Origin of the sequence: Allobosea sp. (genome assembly GCF_035944895.1) — a bacterium.
Lineage (GTDB): Bacteria > Pseudomonadota > Alphaproteobacteria > Rhizobiales > Beijerinckiaceae > Allobosea.
This window is the reverse complement of record NZ_DASZAT010000004.1, coordinates 117854-139757: the sequence shown is the minus strand read 5'-3', so window position 1 is coordinate 139757 and position 21904 is coordinate 117854. Positions and strand designations below refer to the sequence as shown.

23 protein-coding genes are annotated in these 21904 nt (G+C 65.5%); 9 read left to right on the top strand and 14 right to left on the bottom strand.

Features of this window, described 5'->3' with window-relative positions; genetic code table 11:
* Positions 1–19: 19 nt before the first annotated feature.
* The 7 genes from VGV58_RS02200 to VGV58_RS02170 form a co-directional block, all read right to left on the bottom strand.
* Positions 20–1171, bottom strand: a complete 1152-nt coding sequence (locus VGV58_RS02200; RefSeq protein ID WP_326872328.1) for an ABC transporter substrate-binding protein — start codon at positions 1169–1171, stop codon at positions 20–22.
* Between the two features lie 97 nt (positions 1172–1268).
* Complete coding sequence (locus VGV58_RS02195; protein WP_326872327.1) at positions 1269–1991, bottom strand: ABC transporter ATP-binding protein; 723 nt, start codon at positions 1989–1991, stop codon at positions 1269–1271.
* Positions 1988–2716: an ABC transporter ATP-binding protein gene (locus VGV58_RS02190; protein WP_326872326.1), complete on the bottom strand. Its 729-nt coding sequence runs from the start codon at positions 2714–2716 to the stop codon at positions 1988–1990. The genes VGV58_RS02195 and VGV58_RS02190 overlap by 4 nt, the downstream gene beginning before the upstream one ends.
* Positions 2713–3675, bottom strand: a complete 963-nt coding sequence (locus VGV58_RS02185) for a branched-chain amino acid ABC transporter permease (protein WP_326872325.1) — start codon at positions 3673–3675, stop codon at positions 2713–2715. The genes VGV58_RS02190 and VGV58_RS02185 overlap by 4 nt, the downstream gene beginning before the upstream one ends.
* A complete protein-coding gene (locus VGV58_RS02180) occupies positions 3672–4550 on the bottom strand; it encodes a branched-chain amino acid ABC transporter permease (RefSeq protein WP_326872324.1) in 879 nt (292 codons plus the stop codon). Before VGV58_RS02180 ends, VGV58_RS02185 begins: the two co-directional genes overlap by 4 nt.
* A gap of 27 nt (positions 4551–4577) precedes the next feature.
* Positions 4578–5912 carry a phenylacetate--CoA ligase family protein gene (locus VGV58_RS02175; protein WP_326872323.1) on the bottom strand — a complete coding sequence of 445 codons (1335 nt, stop codon included), beginning with the start codon at positions 5910–5912 and terminating at the stop codon, positions 4578–4580.
* 4 nt (positions 5913–5916) lie between these two features.
* Positions 5917–6699 (bottom strand): citryl-CoA lyase, encoded by a 783-nt coding sequence (locus VGV58_RS02170; protein WP_326872322.1) that lies wholly within the window; start codon positions 6697–6699, stop codon positions 5917–5919.
* A 182-nt stretch (positions 6700–6881) separates the two neighbouring features.
* Between VGV58_RS02170 and VGV58_RS02165 the strand changes: the two genes are divergently transcribed.
* From VGV58_RS02165 to VGV58_RS02125, 9 genes are all read left to right on the top strand, one after another.
* On the top strand, positions 6882–7598 hold the full coding sequence (locus tag VGV58_RS02165; RefSeq protein WP_326872321.1) for a GntR family transcriptional regulator: 717 nt from the start codon (positions 6882–6884) through the stop codon (positions 7596–7598).
* Between the two features lie 438 nt (positions 7599–8036).
* Complete coding sequence (locus VGV58_RS02160) at positions 8037–8735, top strand: GntR family transcriptional regulator (RefSeq protein WP_326872320.1); 699 nt, start codon at positions 8037–8039, stop codon at positions 8733–8735.
* Positions 8732–9841: an isocitrate/isopropylmalate dehydrogenase family protein gene (locus VGV58_RS02155; RefSeq protein WP_326872319.1), complete on the top strand. Its 1110-nt coding sequence runs from the start codon at positions 8732–8734 to the stop codon at positions 9839–9841. The genes VGV58_RS02160 and VGV58_RS02155 overlap by 4 nt, the downstream gene beginning before the upstream one ends.
* Positions 9838–10857 (top strand): Gfo/Idh/MocA family protein, encoded by a 1020-nt coding sequence (locus tag VGV58_RS02150; RefSeq protein WP_326872318.1) that lies wholly within the window; start codon positions 9838–9840, stop codon positions 10855–10857. The genes VGV58_RS02155 and VGV58_RS02150 overlap by 4 nt, the downstream gene beginning before the upstream one ends.
* An 81-nt stretch (positions 10858–10938) precedes the next feature.
* On the top strand, positions 10939–11955 hold the full coding sequence (locus VGV58_RS02145; protein WP_326872317.1) for a TRAP transporter substrate-binding protein: 1017 nt from the start codon (positions 10939–10941) through the stop codon (positions 11953–11955).
* 31 nt (positions 11956–11986) lie between these two features.
* A complete protein-coding gene (locus VGV58_RS02140; protein ID WP_326872316.1) occupies positions 11987–12508 on the top strand; it encodes a TRAP transporter small permease in 522 nt (173 codons plus the stop codon).
* 4 nt (positions 12509–12512) lie between these two features.
* Positions 12513–13799: a TRAP transporter large permease gene (locus VGV58_RS02135; RefSeq protein ID WP_326872315.1), complete on the top strand. Its 1287-nt coding sequence runs from the start codon at positions 12513–12515 to the stop codon at positions 13797–13799.
* Positions 13796–14764, top strand: a complete 969-nt coding sequence (locus VGV58_RS02130; protein WP_326872314.1) for an SMP-30/gluconolactonase/LRE family protein — start codon at positions 13796–13798, stop codon at positions 14762–14764. The genes VGV58_RS02135 and VGV58_RS02130 overlap by 4 nt, the downstream gene beginning before the upstream one ends.
* Before the next feature lie 100 nt (positions 14765–14864).
* A complete protein-coding gene (locus VGV58_RS02125) occupies positions 14865–15839 on the top strand; it encodes a DUF4432 family protein (protein ID WP_326872313.1) in 975 nt (324 codons plus the stop codon).
* A 45-nt stretch (positions 15840–15884) separates the two neighbouring features.
* Here VGV58_RS02125 and VGV58_RS02120 read toward each other — a convergent pair whose 3' ends face one another.
* From VGV58_RS02120 to VGV58_RS02090, 7 genes are all read right to left on the bottom strand, one after another.
* Positions 15885–16661, bottom strand: a complete 777-nt coding sequence (locus VGV58_RS02120; RefSeq protein ID WP_326872312.1) for an SDR family NAD(P)-dependent oxidoreductase — start codon at positions 16659–16661, stop codon at positions 15885–15887.
* A 64-nt stretch (positions 16662–16725) separates the two neighbouring features.
* On the bottom strand, positions 16726–17517 hold the full coding sequence (locus tag VGV58_RS02115) for an amino acid ABC transporter ATP-binding protein (RefSeq protein ID WP_326872311.1): 792 nt from the start codon (positions 17515–17517) through the stop codon (positions 16726–16728).
* Positions 17504–18151, bottom strand: a complete 648-nt coding sequence (locus VGV58_RS02110; protein WP_326872310.1) for an amino acid ABC transporter permease — start codon at positions 18149–18151, stop codon at positions 17504–17506. Before VGV58_RS02110 ends, VGV58_RS02115 begins: the two co-directional genes overlap by 14 nt.
* Positions 18152–18158: 7 nt before the next feature.
* Entirely contained in the window at positions 18159–18842 is a 684-nt protein-coding gene (locus VGV58_RS02105) for an amino acid ABC transporter permease (RefSeq protein ID WP_326872309.1), read from the bottom strand.
* A gap of 255 nt (positions 18843–19097) precedes the next feature.
* Entirely contained in the window at positions 19098–19895 is a 798-nt protein-coding gene (locus VGV58_RS02100; protein WP_326872308.1) for a transporter substrate-binding domain-containing protein, read from the bottom strand.
* Between the two features lie 124 nt (positions 19896–20019).
* Positions 20020–20910: an NAD(P)-dependent oxidoreductase gene (locus VGV58_RS02095; protein WP_326872307.1), complete on the bottom strand. Its 891-nt coding sequence runs from the start codon at positions 20908–20910 to the stop codon at positions 20020–20022.
* A gap of 3 nt (positions 20911–20913) precedes the next feature.
* Positions 20914–21792 carry an NAD(P)-dependent oxidoreductase gene (locus VGV58_RS02090; protein ID WP_326872306.1) on the bottom strand — a complete coding sequence of 293 codons (879 nt, stop codon included), beginning with the start codon at positions 21790–21792 and terminating at the stop codon, positions 20914–20916.
* Positions 21793–21904 lie beyond the last annotated feature (112 nt).

Genomic DNA, 21904 nt, shown 5'->3' with positions numbered 1-21904 from the left:
CGTCGTACTCGTGAGGAGCTTACGGGGCCGGATAGGTGATCTTGGCGGCGGCCTTCTCGGCCGGCCAAACGACCTCCTGCCCGCCATCCGGCTTGTACTGGACAGCGATCATGCTCTTGTCGGTGATGAGCTGATGCTTGCCGCCCATCTCGGAAGCCGAGTAGGCGACCTTGCCGTAGGGCGTGTCGAAGGTCATCGAGCCGAGATTGGCCAGGATCTTCGCCCGGTCCCAGGAGCCCGCCGCCTTGACCGCGTCGCGCAGCGTCTGCATCGCGACATACCCCTGCACCGCGCTCGACACGACTTCCCCGCCACGCTTGGCCTCGGCCTTCTTGACCCATTCCGCCAGGCCCGGCGTGGTCTGCTTGGCCGACCACAGGTCAATGACCACGACATTGTCCCCGGCGGGGCCGAAATCGGAGCGCTTCTCGCCTGCGCCTTGCGTGACGAGGAGCTTGGGCTTGATGCCGAGCTGTGTGGCCTGACGCGCGATCTGGATGTTGTCGCCGGAATAGCCGATCAGGAAGAGAACGTCGGGGTTGAGGCCCTTGGCGCGGTTCAGGATCGGCGAGAAGTCCGGCGTACCGGCTCGGAATGGCTCGTTCATCACCACGTCGAGCCCCGCCTCCTTGGCGTATTGCTGCGTGAACTTGGCGCCGTCGGTGCCGTAGAGCTTGTCCTCATAGGCGATGGCGAGGGTCTTCACGCCGGGAATGCTCTTGAAGAAGTTCACCGCCGCCTTCTGGCGATGATAGTCCCAGATATAGACGTGATAGTACCAGTCGTGCTTGCCGAAGCTCTCCTCGAGGCGGACCGAGGACGAGCCCGGATGGACGAAGATTGGCTCGTAGCGCTGCAGCGCGTTGAGCAGCGCGAAGTCCGAGGTGCTGCCGAAGCCGCCGACGAAGGCGTCGACCTTGTCCTGCGTCGCGAGCTTGGCAGCGACGGTGGCCGATGTGTTGGCCTCGCCCTTCGTGTCCTCGACGACGAGCTCGATCTTGCGGCCGAACAGGCCGCCCCCCTCGTTGATCTCGTCCGTGGCATACTGGATGCCCCAGAGGATCTGCGTTCCGCCGCCGGCCAGCGCGCCGGTCAACGGCAGCGGCACGCCGATCTTGATCGGCTGCTGTGCGGACGCCGCCGTCGTGGCAAGCGCCGCACCGACGAGCACGGCCCCGGCCGCGAGATGTCTAAGCCTGCACCACATCCTCTTGTCCCTCCCTGAAAAGCCTGCTCGTGACGGCAGGCATTGGCCTGGCTTCCCCGTTTCACAATCCGAGGTAGGCAATCCTGAGCTTCTCGTTGCTGGCGATCTCCTGCATCGTGCCCGACAGCGCGACATGCCCCTCGTCGAGCACCAGGCAGGTATCGGCGACACTCATGGCAGCAGCGAAATTCTGCTCGGCCATCACGATGGCGCAGCGACTGGCCGCCTTGATGCGCCCGAGTGCCTCGAACAGCTCCTCGACCAGCTTCGGCGCCAGTCCGGCGGAGGGTTCGTCGAGCATCAGCACCCTGGGCTCGATCATCAGCGCGCGGCCGATCGCCAGCATCTGCCGCTGCCCGCCGCTCATGGAGCCGGCGAGCTGTCGGCTGCGCTGGCGCAGCACCGGGAACAGCTCGAACACCACCTCGCAGAGCCGCTGCCTTTCGGCATGGGCGCTGCGAGGCGACAACGCCTCGAAGGCGCCCCGCAGGTTCTCCTCAACGGTGGCATTGGCGAAGCAGCGGGCTCCGTCCGGAACGAAGGCGATGCGGGAACGGGCGAGCTGCCAGGGCGACTGCCCCGAGAGGTCCTGCCCGTCGAGCCGCAGATTGCGACGCAGCGTACCAACCGTTCCGGCCAGTGCGCGCAACGAGGTGGTCTTGCCGGCGCCGTTCGGGCCCAGCAGCACCAGCAGCTCCCCGCCAGACACATGGAGCGAGAGCTTCGGCACCACCGTGAGTTCGCCGTAGGCCGCCCGCTCGATGGTGGCTTCGAACCTGTTCACAGCGAGAACCCCTTGCCGAGATAGGCCTCCCGCACGCTTGCGTCGCGCAGCACTGTCTCCGGCGCTCCCTCGGCGAGAAGCCGGCCCTGGTTCAGCACGATGGCGTGGCCGCACAAGCGGGCGACGATCCGCATCACATGCTCGATCACCACCACCGTGACCCCCGATGCGTGGATCTCCCTGACCAGGCCTATGACCTGGTCGGTATCCTCCAGGCTGAGCCCGGCCATCGCCTCGTCGAGCAGCAGCACCGAAGGGCGGCAGGCCAGCGCGCGGGCAATCTCGAGCCGCCGCAGATCCGAGACGGAGAGCTGGCCACAGCGCGTCGTCACCGCCGGTCGCAAGCCGCAATAACGGGCGAGCTCGGCGACAGTGCTCGCACCGCCCGGCAACGGCCTGGGCGAGCCCACATAGAGCAGCGGGACCGCGATCACCTCCTCGATCGTCAGCTCCTTCGGCACGCGCGGAACCTGGTAGGTCCGTGCCAGGCCGCGGTGAACGATCAGATCCGGCCGCAAGCCGGTGATGGTCTCGTCCCCGAGCGCGACACGCCCGCTGCGCGGCGGGATCTGGCCCGAGACCATGTTGACGAAAGTGCTCTTGCCCGATCCGTTCGGCCCAATCAGAGCCGTGATCGCTCCGGCGGGGATGGCAAGCGTCACGTCGTCGATGGCTTTCAGGCCACCGAAGGAGACGGTACAGCCCTCGATGCGGAGCGCGGTCACGATGCGAGCCCCGGTTTGGCCTGGGGCTCTCCCGGCTGCCGCCGGCGGCGGCGCAAGCGATGACGCAGGAAGCCAACGAGGCCTTCCGGCATGCCGACGATGAACAGGATGATCACGGCGCCATAGACGACCTGATAGCCGACGCCGCCGACGAGATGGCGCGCCACCTCCTCGAGCAGGCGCAGCACCACGGCCCCGACCACCGGCCCCAGCGTCGTGTCCATGCCGCCGAGGATCGTCACTGCCAGCGGCAGCACGTTCCAGTTGGTGGTGAATACGTCCTCGGGGATCACATAGCCGTAGAGCCCGCAATAGCAGGCGCCGGCGAGCCCCGCGATCATGCCCGAGACGGCGAAGGCGAGGACCTTCAGCCGGGTTACCGGTACGCCCGATGCCGCGGCGAGATCGGGGTTGTTGCGGATCATGAAGAAGGCCGGCCGGAAGCGGCGGCCGAGGAAGATGTCGCTGACGACAGCCGCCACAACGAGGCAGCCCGTGATGAAGGCGAGCTGCAGCGGCGGCGAGCCACCCGCAATGACCGGCGGCATGATGCCGGTCGATCCGCCGGTGATGCCGGGCGTGACCAGGATGACGACATGGATCGAGAGGCTGAAGGATAGGGTCGCGATGGTAAAATAGAGGCGGCGCAACCGCAGCGTCACCGAGCCGAGCAGCACCGCGACCAGCCCGCAGATCAGGATGCCGGCTATCCAGCCGAGCACCGCGCCGAACAGAGGCGTCAGCAGGGCTGAGCCGTAGCCGCCGATTCCAAAGAAGGCTGCGTGCCCGAGCGAGACCTGTCCCGTCCGCGAGAGGATGTCCCAGGCCAGTGCCAGGATTGCCGAAATCGCCGTCCCGATCGCGACCTGAACCAGGAAGGGGCGGTCAGTGGCCGCGATCAGCAGCAGCGGCGCGGCGATCGCGGCATAGAGGCCGATGCGGGGAAAGAGGCTGCTCATGCCTGCACCTGTCGGCCGAAGAGCCCGCTCGGCCGCACCAGCAGGACGAGAAGCAGGATCAGGAAGGCGACGCCGAAGCCCCAGCTGCCGCCGCCGGGAACGAAGGTCCCGATCAACCCCTCGACCAGCGCAAGGATCGCCGCGCCGAAGAGTGCGCCGGGAATGTTGCCGAGGCCGCCGAGCGCGATGATCGCGAAGGCACGGATGACGAGATCGACGCCCACCGTCGGCTGGACATAGAGCACTAGTGCAACGAGCCCGCCCGACAGACCCGCCGCCGCGCCGCCGATCACGAAGGACAGCTCGAAGATGCGGTCGACATTGATGCCGGCATGCATCGCGAGCACGGGATCGTCGCTCGCGAAGCGCATCTGCGTGCCGTAGCGGGTGTAGTTCTTGATGCCGAGCAGCACGAGGAAGAGCAGAATCCCGACCAGTGCGACGACGATGTTGTTGCCCGGCACGGTCACACCCGCGACCTGCAGGCTCGGCAGCAGCGCTGGCGCCTGCATCACGCGCGGGTCGGGCGACCAGAGGATGATCGCGATGTTGAGCAGCAGGATCGACAGTCCGAGCGTGGCCAGGAGCTGGTTGTGCTCGTCCTGCTTCAGCACCCGTGCCAGGAACAGCCGGTAGACCAGGATCGAGAACGCCCCGAGCGCCACGCCGGAAGCGAGCATGCCGAGCCAGGGCGACACCCCGAAACGGGTATAGAGTCCATAGGTCAGGAAGGCGCCGAGCATGACGAACTCGCCATGGGCGAAGTTGATGATCCGCGTCACGCCGACCGTCAGCGTCAGCCCCGCCGCCACCGCGGCATAGAGGCCGGCGATGCTCAGCGACAGGAGCACGGCCTGTATGATGGAGGCCGTCATGAGGCCGGACCTGCGAGGCGTTGCGTCTCACTCATCGAGCGCCTCCGCCGATGCCTCGGAGAAGTCGAGCAGCCGGGACTTGTATTCGCTTCGCGGCAGCGTGCCTGGCGGCACGAGGTGGATCGCCGTCGTCACCACGAGCGTCGCGCGGATATCGGCTTCGATCCGCTCGCGCAGGCCGTCCGGGGCAGCGCCCGCCTCGGCGAGCTCGACGACAACCTTCAGCGGCGGAGCCTGCTTCACCCCTTTCGCCGTGGGCCGGACCGAGACCACCCCGGTCACGGCCGGCGCAAAGCGGTTGACGATCTCCCGGATCGCCGAGGGGAAGACGTTGACGCCGCGCACGATCAGCATGTCGTCGGTGCGGCCGATGCAGCGGACCCGCGGCGCCGTGCGCCCGCAGCGGCAGGGGCTCGTCCAGACGACGACATGGTCGCGGCTGCGGAAACGCAGGAGCGGCGCCCCGCGATGCTGCAGATGGGTATAGACGAGCTCGCCCTTCGCGCCGTCTTCGATCGGGACCTGCCTACCCGTATCGGGGTCGATGAGCTCGAAATGCACGAACCCCCGGCCGGAGAAGTGCATGCCGTGCTGCTCCTCGCACTCGCCCCAGAGCGAGACGGAGATATCGCCGATGCCCATCGCCTCAGTGACCTTGGCATCCCAGGCTTCCTCGAGCTTCTCGCGCATGGCCGGCTCGCCGCCGCCCGGCTCGCCCGCCACCATGATGCGCTTGACACTGCTGTTGCGCAGGTCGAGGCCGCGCGCCTCGCCGATCTCGGCGAGATGAAGCGCATAGGACGGTGTGCAAGCGAGGATTTGCGGCTTCAGCAGCTTCACTGCGGCCAGCAGCCGTTCTGTATTCCCGGTGCCGACGGGGATGTGGCAAAGCCCGAGCCGCGGGAAGGCATCGAGCGCCGCGCCGGCGACGAAGGGACCGGCATTGTACGTGGAGACGATGCGCTCGCCCTTGCTGAGCCCGCTGGCGCCATAGCTGCGCGCCGAGGTCCGGACCCAGTTGTCGAGGTCGCCAGCCGTCAGCGGGATATAGCTGGGCAGGCCCGTCGTGCCGCTCGTTGAGAAGATGCGCACCACGTCCTCGAGCGGGGCTGCCAGATGCGTTCCGATCGGATCGGCCTCGCTGCGGCTCTGGCGCAGCTCGTCCTTCTCCGTCAGCGGCAGCGCGCCGATCTCGTCGAGGCCGCCCATCGCCTCGGGCGTGGCGAAGCCGCTTGCCTGCAGCTTCTCGCGGAAGAAGCGCGAGCGATCGAAGAGATAGCGGAGCTGCTCGCGATAGCGCGTGTCGTCCTTCGCGCGCTGCTCGGGCCAGGGCAAGGTTTCGATATCGGGTTCCTGCAGCATCTGCTCAGCTCGCGGGGTCGTAGGCGATGGCTTCCTCGGCGTGATGCGCGAGGATGAAACCGATCGGGTTCCTCTGCTCCTCGGCCAGATGCCCGAGGATGCCTGCCGTCCGGGCCAGGATCGGCACGGCCTTGATCATCGTGTGTGGGAAATCGAGATCCATCAGCACCGCGGCGATCGGGCCCGAGACGTTGAGCGGCATCGGGCGCCCCCACGCCGTCGCGACGGCGCCGCGCATCCGCTTGAGGAGATCGAGATGGCGGCCGGCGATACCGCGCTCCTCGACCAGGGCGAAGATGCGCTCGGTGCGCGGATCGACGGGATGGTGGATGGGATGGCCGAAACCCGGCATCTTGCCGCCGGCGCGGCGTGTACTCGACGCGATGTCGTTGACGACGGCATCGGGGTCTTCGCCCGCATCGACCCTCGCCGCAGCCTCGGCCAGGACCTTGGCGCAAAGCTCCGCCGTGCCCAGCACGACCGTTCCGCAGCCGAGAATGCCGGCGGCAACCGCGCCCTGCAGGCTGTCGGGCGCAGCGGCAAGTGTCATCCGCGCCGCCTGAGCGGTCGGCGTCAGACCGTGCTCGGCGATGGCGACGAGAAGCAGGTCGAGGAAATAGCGCTGCTGTTCGGACGGCTTCTTGCCCGTGACGAGGAAGAAGAAGAAGTCGGTGAAGCCGTAATGGCCCATGATCTCGCTGGCAAAGTCCTTGCCGCGGATCTCGATCCGATCGGGTTCGGAGGTGCAGATGCCGGTAACCGCTGGGCCTGCCTTGCCAATCAACATGTCGCCTCTCCTGTCGCCGGGCGCGCGAAGAGAGCCCACTCGGCAAGCCGAGCGTTAGGTCCGTACTGGACTTTGGCATTTCCTCTTCGCCGTGTTCGGCGTATTTTGTCTTCTAAGTTTGTAGGACAATATTGCAGGTCGAAACGTTGTCAACCGCGTTTGAGACTGATAGGCCCATAACCATGGCGACACTCGATGATCACCTGACCAACGGTTCCCCCGGCTCCGAGGCCGTCGAGGGCCCCGAGCGTGGGGGAACGGTCGAGTACATCCTTGAACATTTGCGAAGCGGCGTTCTCCAGGGTCGCTATGCTCCGGGACAGCGGCTTATCGAGGCGGATCTGACGCAGGAGCTCCGAGTCAGCCGGGGTCCATTGCGCGAGGCATTTCGGCGCCTGTCGGCAGAAGGCCTTCTTGAGATCGTGCCGCACCGCGGAGCGATGGTACGCCGTCTGACCCTCAAGGAGATGAAGGAGCTCTTTCAGATCCGCCTTGGACTTGAGATGCTCGCAGCGCGGCTAGCCTCCGAGGCCATGGCATATCCCGCGACCAGGTCGCGTTTCGAGCAGGAAATCGAACCGATCTGGGATGAACGCCCCCGCGCTGCGGGGCCTGACTACATAGAAGAGAACCACCGGTTCCACGATGCCGTGGTCGCAGCGAGCGGGAACGAGCAACTGCTCAGGCTGACCAAGCAGTTGCGGCTGCCCGCACTGATGTACCAGCTCACGGGCACGCTGACGGTCGAAAACATCGCCGCCTCCCTCGCCGAGCATCGTGACATCGCCCGCGCGATCCTGTCCGGCGATGCCGCCTTGGCGGAACAACATGTCAGGGATCACCTGGAGCGTGCGATGCGCGTGGCCGAAGCCATGCCCCAACGCGTGTTTGCCCGGTAGAAAGTGCCAAGCGAGATTGATCGCGCTTTGGCCTTTTGACCTGGCGTCGGCAGGCGAAGGCGCTGTCCGCGCCCCGCCCCCCGTTATCGGGCGGCCTGCTCCAGGCCGCGTTGCGCCAGGAGCGGACGGTTCAGCTCTGCCGGAAAGTTGCCCTTGGCGGCGCGCCGACTTGATTGACGCGGCTCCATGAAGACTGGATAGCCGCGACTGTCAGCCCTTCGACGGCGTGCTTCTCGATAAGGCTGGCGACAAATCCGCTTTCGATCGCCCCCGCACGAATTTCCGCAGGAAGGCGACTGCTTCTGCTTTGCGGATGGGCGCCTCCACCGCCTGCTGCACGGCCATGAAGCGGACGTTCGCGAAATCGATGCCCGCTCGCAATCGGCTTCATCACGTGTACGCTTGCGCCGTCAATTAATGTATGCGTTATTGGATTCGATGATTGGTACATTGATCACTTCGGATACGCTTCAGCCGGCCCGGCGCTCGACAGATGCGGTATATGCGCAGCTGAAGCAGCACATCCTCGACAACCGCTATCCACCTGGCGCGCAGATCCTCGAGAGCGAGATCGCAGCCGAGCTGGACGCTTCGCGGACACCGGTTCGCGAGGCCTTCGTGCGATTGCAGCAGGAGGGGCTGCTCGAGATCGTGCCGCGCCATGGCGCGCGCATCTCGGCGCTTTCGCCCGGCGACATGCGCGAGATCTACGAGGTGCTGATGTCGCTGGAGCCGACGGCTGTCGAGCTTCTGGCCCGGCGGAAGCCGGACAGGGCGGAACTCGCCGGGCTGATCGCTTCCTGCGATGCGATGGAGGCTGCGCTCGAGGGCACGCCCGATCTGCAGGCCTGGGCCGCCGCCGACGAGGCCTTTCACCTCAACCTCGCGCGCCTCTGCGGCAACAAGCGCCTGGCTGGGATGATCATGCAGGTCTGGGACCAGGCCCATCGCGCCCGCATGTTCACGCTCTCGCTGCGGCCTTTGCCGGTGCAGTCCACGGCAGAGCACCGTGCCGTGGTCGAGGCCATCCTCGCGGGCAATGTCGAGCGTGCCCGCGAAATCTACCACGAGCATCGCAAGCGCGGCGGCCTCGAGCTGACCACCATCATCGAACGACACGGAATCCAGAGGCTATGACGTCGAACTCATTCCATCTTGCCGTGATGCCCGGCGAAGGCATCGGCATCGAGGTCATGGAGGCTGCGGCCGTCGTGCTCGACGCGGTCGAGAAGCGCTTCGACCTGTCCTTTCGCCAGGAGAACATCCCCGGCGGTGCCCATCATTACAAGGAAACTGGCGCCATCCTGCCGAAGGACGGGCTGGAGCGTGCCGGCAAGGCTGACGCCATTCTGTTCGGAGCGATGGGTTGGCCGGACATCCGCTTCAAGGACGGGACCGAGATCGCGCCCCAGCTCGATATCCGCATGCATTTCAGCCTCTATGCGGGCGTGCGACCGATCCGTGCCATTCCAGGCACTCCGCCGGTCCTCACCCATGAGCGCTGGAAGGACATCGACCTCGTCATCGTGCGCGAATCCACCGAGGGCATGTTCGCCTCGCGCGGCAAGGGCGAGATCATCGACGACAAGGAAGCGCGCGACACGCAGGTCATCACCCGCCAGGTGACCGAGCAGCTCACCGCCTTTTGCTGCGACCTCGCCCGCCGCCGCCGCGAGACGCGCGGCACGCCCGGCCGCGTCACCCTCGTCGACAAGGCGAATGTGTTCCGCTCCTTCGCCTTCATGCGGAAGGTTTTCTACGAGACCGCGGCCAAGCATCCCGATATCGACGCGCGCCATCACTACATCGATGCTATGGCGCTCGACCTCGTCCGCCGGCCCTGGGACTTCGATGTCCTGCCGACGGAGAACCTCTTCGGCGACATTCTCTCGGATCTCGGCGCCGGGCTGATCGGCGGCATGGGCTTCGCGCCTTCGGCCGACATTGGCGAGGCTCATGGGATGTTCCAGCCCAGCCATGGCACGGCTCCGGACATTGCCGGCAAGGGCATCGCCAATCCGACGGCGATGATCCTCTCGGCTGCGATGATGCTGGACTGGCTGGGCGAGCGTCATGGCAGCGCCGCGGCCCGCAATGCCGCGCGGGCGATCGAGCTCGGTGTCGACCACGCCTTCGGGACGATGAATCTGCGCAGCTACGACATCGGCGGGCGGCACGGCACCCGTGACATCGGCGGGACCATCGCCGAACTGATCGCGAGCGGCAAAGCCGACCCGCAATGACTCTGACCGTTGCTATTGCGGGCTGCGGCTACTTCAGCCGGTTCCATCAGGATGCGTGGAGCCGGATGGAGGGGGTGCGCGTCGTCGGCGTCGCGGACCGCGATGCCGGCAAGCGCGAGGCGGCGGCCACTTTGCTGCAAGGCGCCGCGGCCTTCGAGGACGCCGAGGCGATGCTGGATGCGACGCGTCCGGACCTGGTCGACATCGTCACGCCGCCGCAGACGCACCGGGCGCTGGTCGAGGCGGCCGCGCGGCGCGGCGTGAAGATGATCTGCCAGAAGCCTTTGGCACCGACCTTCGACGAAGCGCAGGAGATCGTCGCCATTGCCGAGAAGGCGGGCGTGATGCTGGCGGTGCATGAGAATTTTCGCTTCATGCCCTGGTTCATGGAAGCCAAGCGGCTTGTTGCCGAAGGCGCAATCGGCACCCCGCTCAACGTCAATTTCCGCCTGCGGCCGGGGGACGGACAGGGGCCCGAGGCCTATCTCTCGCGCCAGCCCTATTTCCAGACCATGCCGCGGTTCCTCATCCATGAGACCGGTATCCATCTGATCGATGTTTTCCGCGACATCATGGGCGAGATCACCGGTGTTTTCGCGCGTCTGCGGCGCATCAATCCGGTAATCAGGGGCGAGGATGCCGGGCTCGTGATCTTCGACTTTGCCAGCGGCGGCGCCGGGCTCTTCGACGGCAACCGCCATGTCGACCATCCGGCCGACGATACGCGCATGACCAATGGCGTGCTGATGGTCGAGGGTGACCGCGGCGTGCTCAGGCTCGATGGCTATGGCCGGCTGTTCCTGCGCCCGCTGCGCGGCGAGGAACGCGAGCACGCCTACGCCTGGGAGGACCGGGGCTATGGCGGCGACTGCGTCTACGGCCAGAGCCGCCACATCGTCCGGCATCTGACGAAGGGCGAGCCGCTGGTCAATTCCGGCCGCGACTACCTGCGCAATCTCACCATCGAGGAAGCGGTTTACCGCTCCGCGGAAGAGGCGCGCCTGATCCCGGTCTGAGACTGGATTGAACACCAATCACGAGAAGGCGGCCGTCGGAGCCGCCCAGTGAGACGGAAACGACAACCGAGGAAGCACATCATGCAGAACAGGCGTCACATCCTCAAAGCTTCGGCCGCGCTGGCGGGCGGCGCGATCACCGGCTTTCCCAACATCGTCCTGGGCCAGAGCGTCCGCACGCTGCGCTTTAGCCACACCGACACCTCCGTGGGTGCCGCAAACGAGGCCGCGATGCGCTTCGCCGCGGCGGTCGAGACCTACACTGCCGGCCGTTGCAAGGTTCAGGTCTTCCACTCCGGCCAGCTCGCCAACGACGCCAAGTCGCTCGACCAACTGCAGGTCGGCGGGCTCGATTTCGCCCTGACCGGCGTCGTCACCTTCACCCCCCACGTGAAGGATCTCTCGCTGATCGCCTTGCCTTATCTGGCCGAGAACTACGAGCAGGGCTGGAAGCTCTACGACACCTCGAAGTTCATCAAGCAGCAGGCGGACCTGCTGCCCGCCAAGGGCATGCGCATCGTCGGCAACTGGGAGGCCGGCTTCCGCAGCTTCACCACGAACTTCCCGCTCAACAGCCCGGCCGATGCCAAGGGCAAGAAGCTGCGCATCGCTCCGGTCGAAATGATCCGCTGGATCATGGAATCGATCGGCTTCTCGCCGGTCGTGATGCCGGTGACCGAGGTCTATCTCGGCATCCAGCAGAACACGGTTTCCGGCCAGGAGAACCCGATCGACACCATCTACTCGCAGCGCTTCTATGAGGTCGCCAAGCACGTCACCCTGTCGCAGCACGTCTATTCGCCGCGCTGGGTCGCCATGGCCGAGCGCACCTTCAAGAGCCTCAGCGCGGCCGATCAGGAGGGCATCCTCAAGGCGGCGAAGGAAGCCGGCGACTGGAATCGCAACGAAGTGCGCGCCAATGACGAAAAGTTGCTGGCGGAGATGACCGCTAAGGGCGCGACCATCGCCAAGCCGGATCTTTCGGTGTGGCGCAAGGCGAGCGAAGGCGCCGTCGAGCGCGCCCGCAAGGAGTTCGGTGCAGCCGCGGTCGACCAGTTCATCGCCGAGGCGGCCGAGATCCGCAAAAGCATGAGCTGAGCCTCGTCGCAAAGCATCACCGGAGGCCGGCATGCGTTTCCTTTATCGCCCCGACCTGCCCGAGCCAGCGCCCCTGCGCTGGCTCGGCGACATGGTCGATATTGCCCTGACGCTGCTGGCCGCCATGCTGCTCGTCGTGATGTTCGCCAATGTCGCCGCGCGCGTCGCGCTGAACAGCGACCTCGCCTGGAATACCGAATTCGGCGAGTTCGTCCTGCTCTGGGCGACCTTCCTTGGCGGGGCCACAGCCGCGCGCCGGGGGGCGCATATGCGCATCACCGAAGTCACCGACAAGATGCCGCCCGGCCTGCAGAAAGCCGTCGAGCTCGCCACTCGGCTCGGTGTCGTCGGCCTGCTGGTGCTCCTGATTTCCTATGGCTGGAGCATCACGGAAAGCACGATGGGGCAGGAACTGACAGTGCTCCATGTCCCGATGGGACTTCAGTACCTCGCGATGCCTGTCGGTTCGGCGCTGGCGCTCGTCTTCGTGCTCTACGAGATGGCGCTGCTGCTGGGCAGCAAGCCCCTCCCGCAAGAAGCCTTCCAGGACTGACGCCATGGTTCTTGCCGTCATCTGCGCGGTCTTCTTCGCGCTCGCCCTTCTCGGAATGCCGCTTGTCTGGGCGCTCCTGCTGACCACGGTCGCCACGATCGGGATCTTCGGCATGAGCTACCCGCTCGAGGCGATCTTCCTCTCCTACATATCGAGCCTGGAACCGCTGCACCTCGCTGCGATACCGCTGTTCATCTTCACCGGTGAACTGATCACCCATGGCGGCGTCGGCCGCCGGCTGATCGATTTCGCGCGTTCGCTGCTGGCCTTCATGCCGGGAGGGCTTGGCGTCGTCACGGTCTCCGCCTGCACCATGTTCGGCTCGGTTTCGGGGTCGGCCGTGGCGGATTCGGCGGCGATCGGCTCGATCATGGTGCCTCGCATGGCCGAGCGCGGTTACCCGCGTGCCTTCGCAGCCGCGCTGATCGCGGTCGCCGGGACGATCGGCGTGCTGATGCCGCTTTCGATCCCGTTGCTGGTCTATGGTTTCGTCGGCAATGTCTCGATCCGCGAGCTTCTGGTTTCGGGCGTCTTCCCGGCCTTCACGCTCGCCTTCGTCCTGATCCTGCTCTGCGTCTGGAAGGGTCGCTCTCTCGGCTGCGATCTCGGCGGGGCGATGCCGAGCCGGGCCGATATCTGGAAGAGCTTCCTCGCTATCCTGCCGGCCTCCGGCATGCCGGTCGTCATCCTCGGCGGCATCCTGACCGGTATCTTCACGCCGACGGAGGCTGCCTCGGTCGCGGTGTTCTACGGGCTTGTCCTGGCACTATTCGTCTATCGCGAGATCAAGCCGGCGCAGGTCCCCGGCATGCTGCTGCAGAGCTTCCGCACCAGCGCCGTGGTCATGCTTGTCGTCGGCGCCACCGGCGCGCTTTCCTGGCTGATCACGGTCGAGCAGATCCCGGCCAATCTGGCGCAGGCGATCCTGAACATCGCCGAGAACAAGTACGTCTTCCTGTTCCTGCTCAACCTGGCGCTGATCCTCGTCGGCATCTTCCTGGAGCCGCTGCCTTCGCTGATGCTGACGGCACCGCTGTTCATTCCGACTGCCAAGGCTTTCGGCATCGACCCGGTCCATCTCGGCCTGATCATGGTCTTCAATCTGGTGATCGGGCTCTACACGCCCCCTGTCGGGGGCACATTGTTCGTGGCAGCCAAAATCGCGCGGGTTGGCATGGTCGCGATCTCGCGCGAACTCATCCCGATGTTCATCCTGGCGCTCTGCGTGCTGTTCCTCGTCACCTATGTCGAGGCGATCCCGATGGCTCTGGTCTGGTTGATGCGCGGATGACTCTGACTCTCGAAGACGTCTCGCTGCTCGGCTCCGGCCTCAGCCGCCCCGAATGCGTCCTCGCGACGGCGAAAGGCGACCTCTATACCGCCGACTGGCGCGGCGGCGTGGCGCATCTCAAGCCCGACGGCACGCAGACGCTTTACAGCGCCACCACGGCCGACCTGCCCGAGGGCTTGCGCCCGAACGGCATCGCGCTCGAGCCGGACGGCTCCTTCCTGCTCGCCAATCTCGGCAGCGAGGCGGGGGGCGTCTGGCGCCTGACGCGCGACGGACAGGTGGCGCCGTACTGGACACAGATCGACGGCGACCCGATCGCGCCCTCGAACTATCTGGTGCGGGACCATCTCGGCCGGCTCTGGCTCACCGTGTCGACAACGATGGTGCCGCGCTCACTCGACTACCGCCGCGATTCCAGGAGCGGCTTCATCGCCGTGATGGACGACAAGGGCGCGCGCATCGTCGCGGACGGGCTCGGCTTCACCAATGAATGCCAGATCTCGCCAGACCGGCGCTGGCTTTATGTCAACGAGACCTATGGCCGGCGACTCAGCCGCTTTGCGCTCCGCGACGATGCGAGCCTGGGCCCGAAAGAGGTGATCCACGAGTTCGGAGAAGGCCAGTTTCCCGATGGTCTCGCCTTCGATGCCGAAGGGCGTATCTGGATCGCAGGCGTGATCTCCAACCAGTTGATGCGCATCGATCCGGAGAGCGGAAGCTGCGAGATCATGCTGAGCGAGACTGATCCGGCCCATGTCGCCTGGGTCGAGCAGGCCTATCAGGCGAATGCGCTCGGGCGGCCGCATATGGACGCCAATCCGTCGACGAAGCTCCGCAATCTCTCGAGCATCGCCTTCGGCGGGGCTGACCTCCGGACGGGCTATCTCGGCTGCCTGCTCGGCGGCTCGATTGCAGTGACCCGTCTCGATGTGGCGGGCGTGCCACCGGTGCACTGGCTGTACTGACATAGGCCGTACCGAGGGCTCCCCGTCGATGAACGGCTATTATCGCCCGCAACGGAACTGGGGCGTCCGCATCAATCATGTCGTCTGGCATGGATTGGACGTGCTGACGCTGGAGAACGAGCGACTGCGCGTCAGCTTCGCAGTGGGGCGCGGGGCCGATCTGGTCGAATTCCTGCACAAGCCCACAGATACTGACTTCGTCTGGCTTTCTGCCAACGGGCTTCGGCATCCGGCCCTGCGCGCGGTCACCCCGCCCGATGCCCGCATGGCGTTCTATGACAGCTATCCCGGCGGCTGGCAGGAGGTCTTCCCGGCCGGCGGCGCCCCGTCGGCCGGCCCGGGCCTTCCGATCGGCAGCCATGGCATGCATGGCGAGGTCTGGCACCGGCCATGGGACTGGCGGATCGTGGAAGACGCCCCGTCCGCCGTGCAGGTTGAATTGAGCGTTCGGACGGAGACGCTGCCCTATCGCTTGATCCGGAATGTCAGGCTCGAATCCGGCTCGCCGTCGCTGCTCTTCGAGGAAGTCGCGATCAATGAGAGCAAGGTCGAACTCCCGCTGATGTGGGGCCACCACATCACGTTCGGGCGGCCGTTTCTGGGGCCCGGAGCCGTCATCGAGATGCCGCGGGGCGTGGAGGTCGTGACGGGCGACATCTCGCGCAGCCATCCGCAGCGCCGCCTCGCCGATCATCGGGTCATGCCCTGGCATGATGCTGTGGACGCTGACGGCCGGGCGGTCGAGATGTCGCTGCTGCCGGAAGCCGGGACGCCCGGGGAGATGAGCTATCTGCGCGGCTTCCGCGATGGCCGTTATCTGGTTCGCAATACCCGCGAGCTGGGACTCGAAATCGCCTGGGACGCAGCCGTGATGCCCTATGTCTGGTGCTGGCAGGAGTTCGGAGCGATGCGCGACTACCCCTGGTTCGGCCGCCACTACAATATCGGCCTGGAGCCGTTTACGAGCATGCCTCGCGAGGGGCTTGCCGCGGCAGTCGAGAACGGCACCGCCTCGAGTCTCATGGCCGGAGAGCGCAAGACGTTCTGGCTGCGCGCAACGGTGAGTTGTCCCTAAGGAGGCTTGAGACGCGCGGCGGCCCTCCGCTCGGCTGGCCGATGCTTACTGGGCGAGGAAACCACCATCGACGGGCAATGTATGCCCCGTAATCATCGCGGCCGCCGGGCTGCTCAGGAACAGGATCGCCTGAGCGACCTCTTGCACCGTCGCGAGGCGCCCCATCGGCGTCAGGCGCTCCACCGCGCTGATGAATTCCGGGTTGTCCTTCAGCGCCGCGATGAACTCGGTATCCACCCAGGTCGGCGCGACGGCGTTGACGCGCACGCCGGCGCGCGCCCATTCGACGGCAAGCGCGCGGGTCATGTTGACGACCGCCCCCTTCGTCGTCTGATAGGAAATGTTCGGATAGAGCCCGCCACCCGAAAGCCCCATGATCGAGGAGAGATTGACGATGGCGCCCGAGCCTTGCCGCGTCATCACCCGGCCGGCGGCACGCGCGCACAGGAATACGCCGGTCATGTTGACGTCGACGACGCGCTGCCAGTCGGCGAGCGTGAGTTCCACGGTGGGGCGCCTCAGCGCCATTCCCGCATTGTTGACCAGAACGTCCAGACGCCCCTCGGTCCGCACGATCGCTTCGAACACGGAATCGACGGCGGCCTCATCCGCGACGTTCATCGCATGGGCCGTGGCTGCCCCACCAATGGCCGATGCTGCTGCCCGAGCCGCATCACCATCGACATCCAGGATGACGACACGGGCCCCGGCCGCGGCAAAAAGCTCGGCGGCCGCGCGGCCGATCCCCCTCGCGCCGCCCGTGATGGCGGCTACGGCGCCGTCCAGGCGCCAGGCCGGCAGCGCGGCATCCGAATTCGCCATGCGTCATCCCTCCGGGAAGTGAGTGGTTTGGCTTGCGGGATGCGCCGCCCCCGCCCGATCGAAACTACAGACCTGTGCCGATGAACTGCGCGAACTCGGCCGTCTTGGGAGCTGCGAAGAGTTCCTTCGTCGGGCCCGACTCCCAGACCTTGCCCTTGTGCATGAACACGACCTGGTCCGCGACGCGCTGCGCGAAAGCCATTTCGTGCGTCACCAGCACCATCGTCATGCCGCCCCTGGCGAGGTCCTCCATGACGCGAAGAACTTCGACCGTGAGCTCGGGATCGAGCGCAGAGGTCACTTCGTCGAACAGCATCACCTGCGGCGAAAGCGCCAGCGAGCGAGCGATGGCAACCCGCTGCTGCTGCCCGCCCGACAATTGCTCGGGATAGGCATCGATCTTTTCCGCAAGGCCGACCTGCGCAAGGACCTGCTCGGCCCGTTGCCGTGCCTCGGCCTTCGACTTCTTCTTCACCAGGGTCAGGGCCAGCGTGATGTTTCGCTCCACCGTCAGATGCGGGAAGAGGTTGTAGCTCTGAAACACCATGCCGACGTCGCGGCGCAGATCCGCCCGGTTGGACTTGCCGCGCCCGACATTGTGGCCGCAGATCGTGATATCGCCGCCCTGGATGTCCTCCAGCCCGTTCATGCAACGCAGCAATGTGCTCTTTCCGGAGCCGCTTCGGCCGATGATCGCCACCATCTGGCCTGCCATCACGTCGAGAGAAACTCCGTCGAGAACCTTGAGCTGCCCGAAGAGTTTCTCGACGTCGCGAACCTTGATCACCGCCGTATCCGGCGCCCCGGTCGGGGCCGGGCGCGTTCCAGCGAGGGTCTGCTGGTCATCTCGCGACATTGAATTTCCTTTCAAGGACGCGGCTCGCAACCGAAAGCGGATAGCAGATCGCGAAGTAGATGGCGGCCACGAGCAGGAACACGACCAGCGGCTGGAATGTCGAGTTATTGACGATCTGGCCGGCGCGGGTCAGTTCGACAAAGCCGATCACCGAGGCGAGCGAGGTGTTCTTCACCACCTGAACCATGAAGCCGACGGTCGGCGGGGTCGCGATGCGGACAGCCTGGGGCAGGATGACATAGGCGTATTGCTGAAACCGGTTGAGCCCGATGCAGTCGGATGCTTCCCACTGGGTGCGCGGCACGGCCTGAATGCAGCCGCGCCAGATCTCGCCGAGAAAGGCGCCGACATAGAGGGTCAACGACAGCCCGGCCGCCACGATCGGGGCGAGACGATAGCCCAGCAGGCTCAGCCCGAAATAGGACAGGAACAGCAGGATCAGGAGCGGCGTGCCCTGGATCGTCTGGATATAGGCGGCTGACAAGGCCCTCAGGATCAGCAGGCGGGACACGCGTGCGAGCGCCAGCAGCAGGCCGAGAACAGCGCCGCCGAAGAAGGCGATCAAGGACAGCACGATGGTCCAGCGTGCCGCTTCGAAAATATAGATGACGTGTGCGGAGCCGAATTGGATCATGCCGGCCTCACAGCGCCGTGCCGAGCTTGCGGCGACGGGTGAAGAGAACCGCCCCGACCAGCGCAAATGCAAAACGATAGAGAAACGACAGTGAAATGTAGATCGCCGCGACGATCAGATACACTTCGAAGCTGCGATACGTGTCGGATTGCATGACGTTGGCGACGGCCGTCAGCTCTTCCGCTGAAATCTGTGACGTCACGCTCGATGCGAGCATGAGCAGGACGAACTGGCTGCTCAGGGCGGGATAGACGCGCTCCATGGCCGGAAGCAGGACGACGTGGATGATGGTGTTGACGCGCGACAGCCCCAGGCATTCCGCGGCTTCGAGCTGCGTCTTGCTGATCGACTCGATGCCCGCCCGCATGATCTCCGTCGTGTATGCGCCGGCATTGATGACGAGAGCGATGATGGCGGAGACTTCGGCGCTGAGCTTCACGCCCATGCTGGCGATGCCGAAATAGACGATGAACATCTGAACGAGCAGCGGCGTGTTCCTGATGATCTCGACATAGGAGCCGACGACGCGTCGAACGAAGCCATTGCCGTAGACCCTCAGTACGGCGCACAGCGTGCCGACGAGGAAGCCGAGCGTGATCGACACGACCGTCAGCTGAATGGTCAGCCAGACGCCTTCCACCAGGGCGGGCCAGCGGTTGGCCAGGAATGCGAAGCTAAAACTATAGTTCATTCAGATGCGTTCCTGCGCGGCCGGACCAGTCGGGATTGATCGAGCGATTGCGTTCTCGTCGACCGTTCGGGCATGACCTCGCGATCAGCGACGCACGGACCGGGTTTCGTCAGCACGTTCAGGCAGTCTGAAGTCCGAACCCGCTCCGCGGTGTCGGGCCGGGAGGAAATGGTCGCCCCGGCCCGAAGTCATGCATCGCAGGCATCGAAGATCGCGCCATGATGGCGCGCGCCTCGATGCCCGCCATGCCGTCGCTCAGCTGTTGCCGGCCTTCAGCGTATCGGGCGCCAGCTCGATGCCGTGGAACTGCTTGTGAATGGCGTTGAGCCTGCCGTTGCGGAGATTTTCCTTCACCCAGGCATCGAGCCAGTTCTTCAGTTCCGGTTCGTTCTTGCGGACGCCGATGCCGAGGAAGAAGGTCTGCAGGGTGAACTTCGCTTCGAGCTCGCGCGACGGGTTCTTCGCGTTGATGTTGATGATCTGCGCAAAGGCGGTGCCGAACAGATCCGCCTGGCCGGACGCGATGGCGAGCGCGAGCGTGGCGTCGTCCTCGTAGCGGACGATCTGGGTCTTCTTGGCGCGCTGGGTCAGGTCGCTGTCCTGGGTGGTGCTGCGGGTGACGGCGACCTTCTTGCCTTCGAGATCCTCGATCGACTTGACGTTGACGCTCTTCGGCCCTGCGACGACCGACAGCTGGTCGGCATAGGGCACCGAGAAGTCGACGACCTCGGCGCGCGCCGGTGTGATCGCCAGGGACGAGATCACGATGTCCGCCTTGCCGGTCTGCAGGTTCGGGATGCGCGTCGCCGCCGTCGTCGAGACCAGCTCGAACTCCACGCCGAGGTCCTTGGCCAGGATCTTCGCGATTTCGACATCGGAGCCTGTCGGCTGCATCTTGTCGTCGACCTTGCCGTAGGGCGAAATCGTCAGGTCGGTCGAAATGCGGATCTTCTTGGCGGCCTTGATATCGGCCAGCAGGTCGGCATGCGCCGGCAGCGACATCAGGGCCCAGCCCGCGAGCGATGCCAAGGCCAGGACTTTGAATGATCTCATCGTTGTTCTCCCTGTGATTGCTTGTTTTTTGTGGTCGGGTTGATCCCGGTCCTGTTGTTCCTCCGGTCTCGCCGGCCGGGCGAGATCGAAAGCATGGGGTGCGTGTCCGTATCGGGCGATGCCGCTATGCCCCTCCGCCGCGCCGATAAAGGTTCACGATCGAAGCCGCGTCGGCCATTTCATGCCCGGCAGAGACGTAGCTGTCATACTGCGCCACCGCCTTCTCGATCAGCGGCAGATCGAGGCCGAGGCCATGGATCTCGGATTTTACCGCCTTCATGTCCTTGAGAAGCTGCCGGGCATAGGCCAGCGGCGGATCGAAGGAACGGGCCTGCATGCGGGGGTAGAGCTGCTTCAGCAAGGTGCCGTCGGCGTGACCGCCGGCGAGGCATTCCGGCAGCTTCGCAGCGTCGATGCCGGACGCCTCGGCCAGCGTCAGCGCCTCAGCCATCAGCACATAGGTCGTTCCGACGATGGCCTGGTTCAGCATCTTCGCCAGCTGGCCGGCGCCCGCGCTGCCGGCGCGCGTAAAGTTCGCCGCCAGATCCGCCATGATCGGCTTGATCGTATCGACGTCCGCTTCCTCGCCGCCCGCCATGACGGTCAGCTGGCCGTCCCGCGCCGCCAGGGGGCCCCCCGAAATCGGCGCATCGACCCAGGCCATTCCGGTGTCGGCACGCAGCTTCGCCGCGAAAGCCTTGCTCTTGTTCGGATCGATCGTCGAATGATCGATCAGGACCTGGCCATTGCGGGCGGTCTGCGCGATGCCATGTTCACCGAAGACGCAGGCCTCGACAGCCTGCGTGTGAAGCACACACATGAGGACGACGTCGCTTTCGGCCGCGACCTGCGCGGGCGACGCCATGGCGACGCCACCGGCCTCCACCACAGGCCCCAGGCGGTCAGGCTCGAGGTTCCAGACATTGAGCGGCCAGCCCTTTTCCAGAAGGCGCAGCGACATCGCCGTGCCCATCAGGCCGAGGCCGACGAAACCCAGTCTCGGTTTAGCAGCCATCGCTCATTCCTGGTTGGTTAGCCGGTCATAGGCGCGATAGAGCGCCTGGTTGCCGTTCCCACCCTCGCCATGGGCTCGCGCCTCGAGAAAGAGGTTCGTGACCAGCGCATTGCCGGGTAGCGGCACGCCGAGCGCGAAGGCGAGTTCGCCCGTCAGGCGAAGATCCTTGAGCATCAGATCGATGCGAAAGCCGGCAGCGGGATCCTTGGCGATGATCTTGGGCGCGAGGTTCTGCATCATCCAGGACGAGGCCGAGCCGCCCAGAAGCGCATCCCTCAACTTCTCCAGATCGATGCCAGCGGCGCGGCCGAGCGCGAGCGCCTCGCACACACCCTGGAGGTTGATGCCGACGACGAGCTGGTTGCACAGCTTCGTGACCTGGCCGGCTCCGCTCTCGCCCATATGCACGATCGTCTTGCCCATGGCGGAGAGCACCGGCATGGCCTTCGCCAAAGCCTGCTCGTCGCCTCCAACCATGATCGACAGCGTCGCGTTGGTTGCGCCGAGCGGCCCCCCGGAGACCGGCCCGTCGAGCATCGATACACCGCGCTCCGCCAGCGCGGCACTCATCGCACGCGTCGCCTGGGGAGAGATCGTGCTCATTTCGACGAAAACGCCGCCGGCGGGCGGCGAGGACAGGACGCCGTCAGGGCCCAGTATCGCGGCTTCGACCTGGGGGGTGTCGGGAAGCATGGTGATGCCGACATCCGCGTCACGCACGGCATCGCCTGCAGACTTTGCCACCACGGCGCCATGGGCGACCAGCGCTTCGGCGGCAGCCAGGTGGGTATCGAAAACGCGAACCTCGTGACCAGCCTTGAGCAGGTTGATCACCATCTCTCGGCCCATCACGCCGACGCCGATGAATCCAACTTTCGCCATGACTCAGGACATCGCCGGCGCGAGCTGAGACTGCGTATATGCCGTGCGTTCCAAGATTTCCTCCAAGCCGCCTTGTTGCTTGTTTTTGGTATTTCGTATTCAGGCCCTGGTC

What these genes read in the sequence shown, in the direction of transcription:
- VGV58_RS02185 (WP_326872325.1), bottom strand. Translation starts at nt 3,675, where the DNA reads ATGAGCAGCCTCTTTCCCCGCATCGGCCTCTATGCCGCGATCGCCGCG.
- VGV58_RS02180 (WP_326872324.1), bottom strand. Translation starts at nt 4,550, where the DNA reads ATGACGGCCTCCATCATACAGGCCGTGCTCCTGTCGCTGAGCATCGCC.
- VGV58_RS02175 (WP_326872323.1), bottom strand. Translation starts at nt 5,912, where the DNA reads ATGCTGCAGGAACCCGATATCGAAACCTTGCCCTGGCCCGAGCAGCGC.
- VGV58_RS02170 (WP_326872322.1), bottom strand. Translation starts at nt 6,699, where the DNA reads ATGTTGATTGGCAAGGCAGGCCCAGCGGTTACCGGCATCTGCACCTCC.
- VGV58_RS02165 (WP_326872321.1), top strand. Translation starts at nt 6,882, where the DNA reads ATGGCGACACTCGATGATCACCTGACCAACGGTTCCCCCGGCTCCGAG.
- VGV58_RS02160 (WP_326872320.1), top strand. Translation starts at nt 8,037, where the DNA reads ATGATTGGTACATTGATCACTTCGGATACGCTTCAGCCGGCCCGGCGC.
- VGV58_RS02155 (WP_326872319.1), top strand. Translation starts at nt 8,732, where the DNA reads ATGACGTCGAACTCATTCCATCTTGCCGTGATGCCCGGCGAAGGCATC.
- VGV58_RS02150 (WP_326872318.1), top strand. Translation starts at nt 9,838, where the DNA reads ATGACTCTGACCGTTGCTATTGCGGGCTGCGGCTACTTCAGCCGGTTC.
- VGV58_RS02145 (WP_326872317.1), top strand. Translation starts at nt 10,939, where the DNA reads ATGCAGAACAGGCGTCACATCCTCAAAGCTTCGGCCGCGCTGGCGGGC.
- VGV58_RS02140 (WP_326872316.1), top strand. Translation starts at nt 11,987, where the DNA reads ATGCGTTTCCTTTATCGCCCCGACCTGCCCGAGCCAGCGCCCCTGCGC.
- VGV58_RS02135 (WP_326872315.1), top strand. Translation starts at nt 12,513, where the DNA reads ATGGTTCTTGCCGTCATCTGCGCGGTCTTCTTCGCGCTCGCCCTTCTC.
- VGV58_RS02130 (WP_326872314.1), top strand. Translation starts at nt 13,796, where the DNA reads ATGACTCTGACTCTCGAAGACGTCTCGCTGCTCGGCTCCGGCCTCAGC.
- VGV58_RS02120 (WP_326872312.1), bottom strand. Translation starts at nt 16,661, where the DNA reads ATGGCGAATTCGGATGCCGCGCTGCCGGCCTGGCGCCTGGACGGCGCC.
- VGV58_RS02115 (WP_326872311.1), bottom strand. Translation starts at nt 17,517, where the DNA reads ATGTCGCGAGATGACCAGCAGACCCTCGCTGGAACGCGCCCGGCCCCG.
- VGV58_RS02110 (WP_326872310.1), bottom strand. Translation starts at nt 18,151, where the DNA reads ATGATCCAATTCGGCTCCGCACACGTCATCTATATTTTCGAAGCGGCA.
- VGV58_RS02105 (WP_326872309.1), bottom strand. Translation starts at nt 18,842, where the DNA reads ATGAACTATAGTTTTAGCTTCGCATTCCTGGCCAACCGCTGGCCCGCC.
- VGV58_RS02100 (WP_326872308.1), bottom strand. Translation starts at nt 19,895, where the DNA reads ATGAGATCATTCAAAGTCCTGGCCTTGGCATCGCTCGCGGGCTGGGCC.
- VGV58_RS02095 (WP_326872307.1), bottom strand. Translation starts at nt 20,910, where the DNA reads ATGGCTGCTAAACCGAGACTGGGTTTCGTCGGCCTCGGCCTGATGGGC.
- VGV58_RS02090 (WP_326872306.1), bottom strand. Translation starts at nt 21,792, where the DNA reads ATGGCGAAAGTTGGATTCATCGGCGTCGGCGTGATGGGCCGAGAGATG.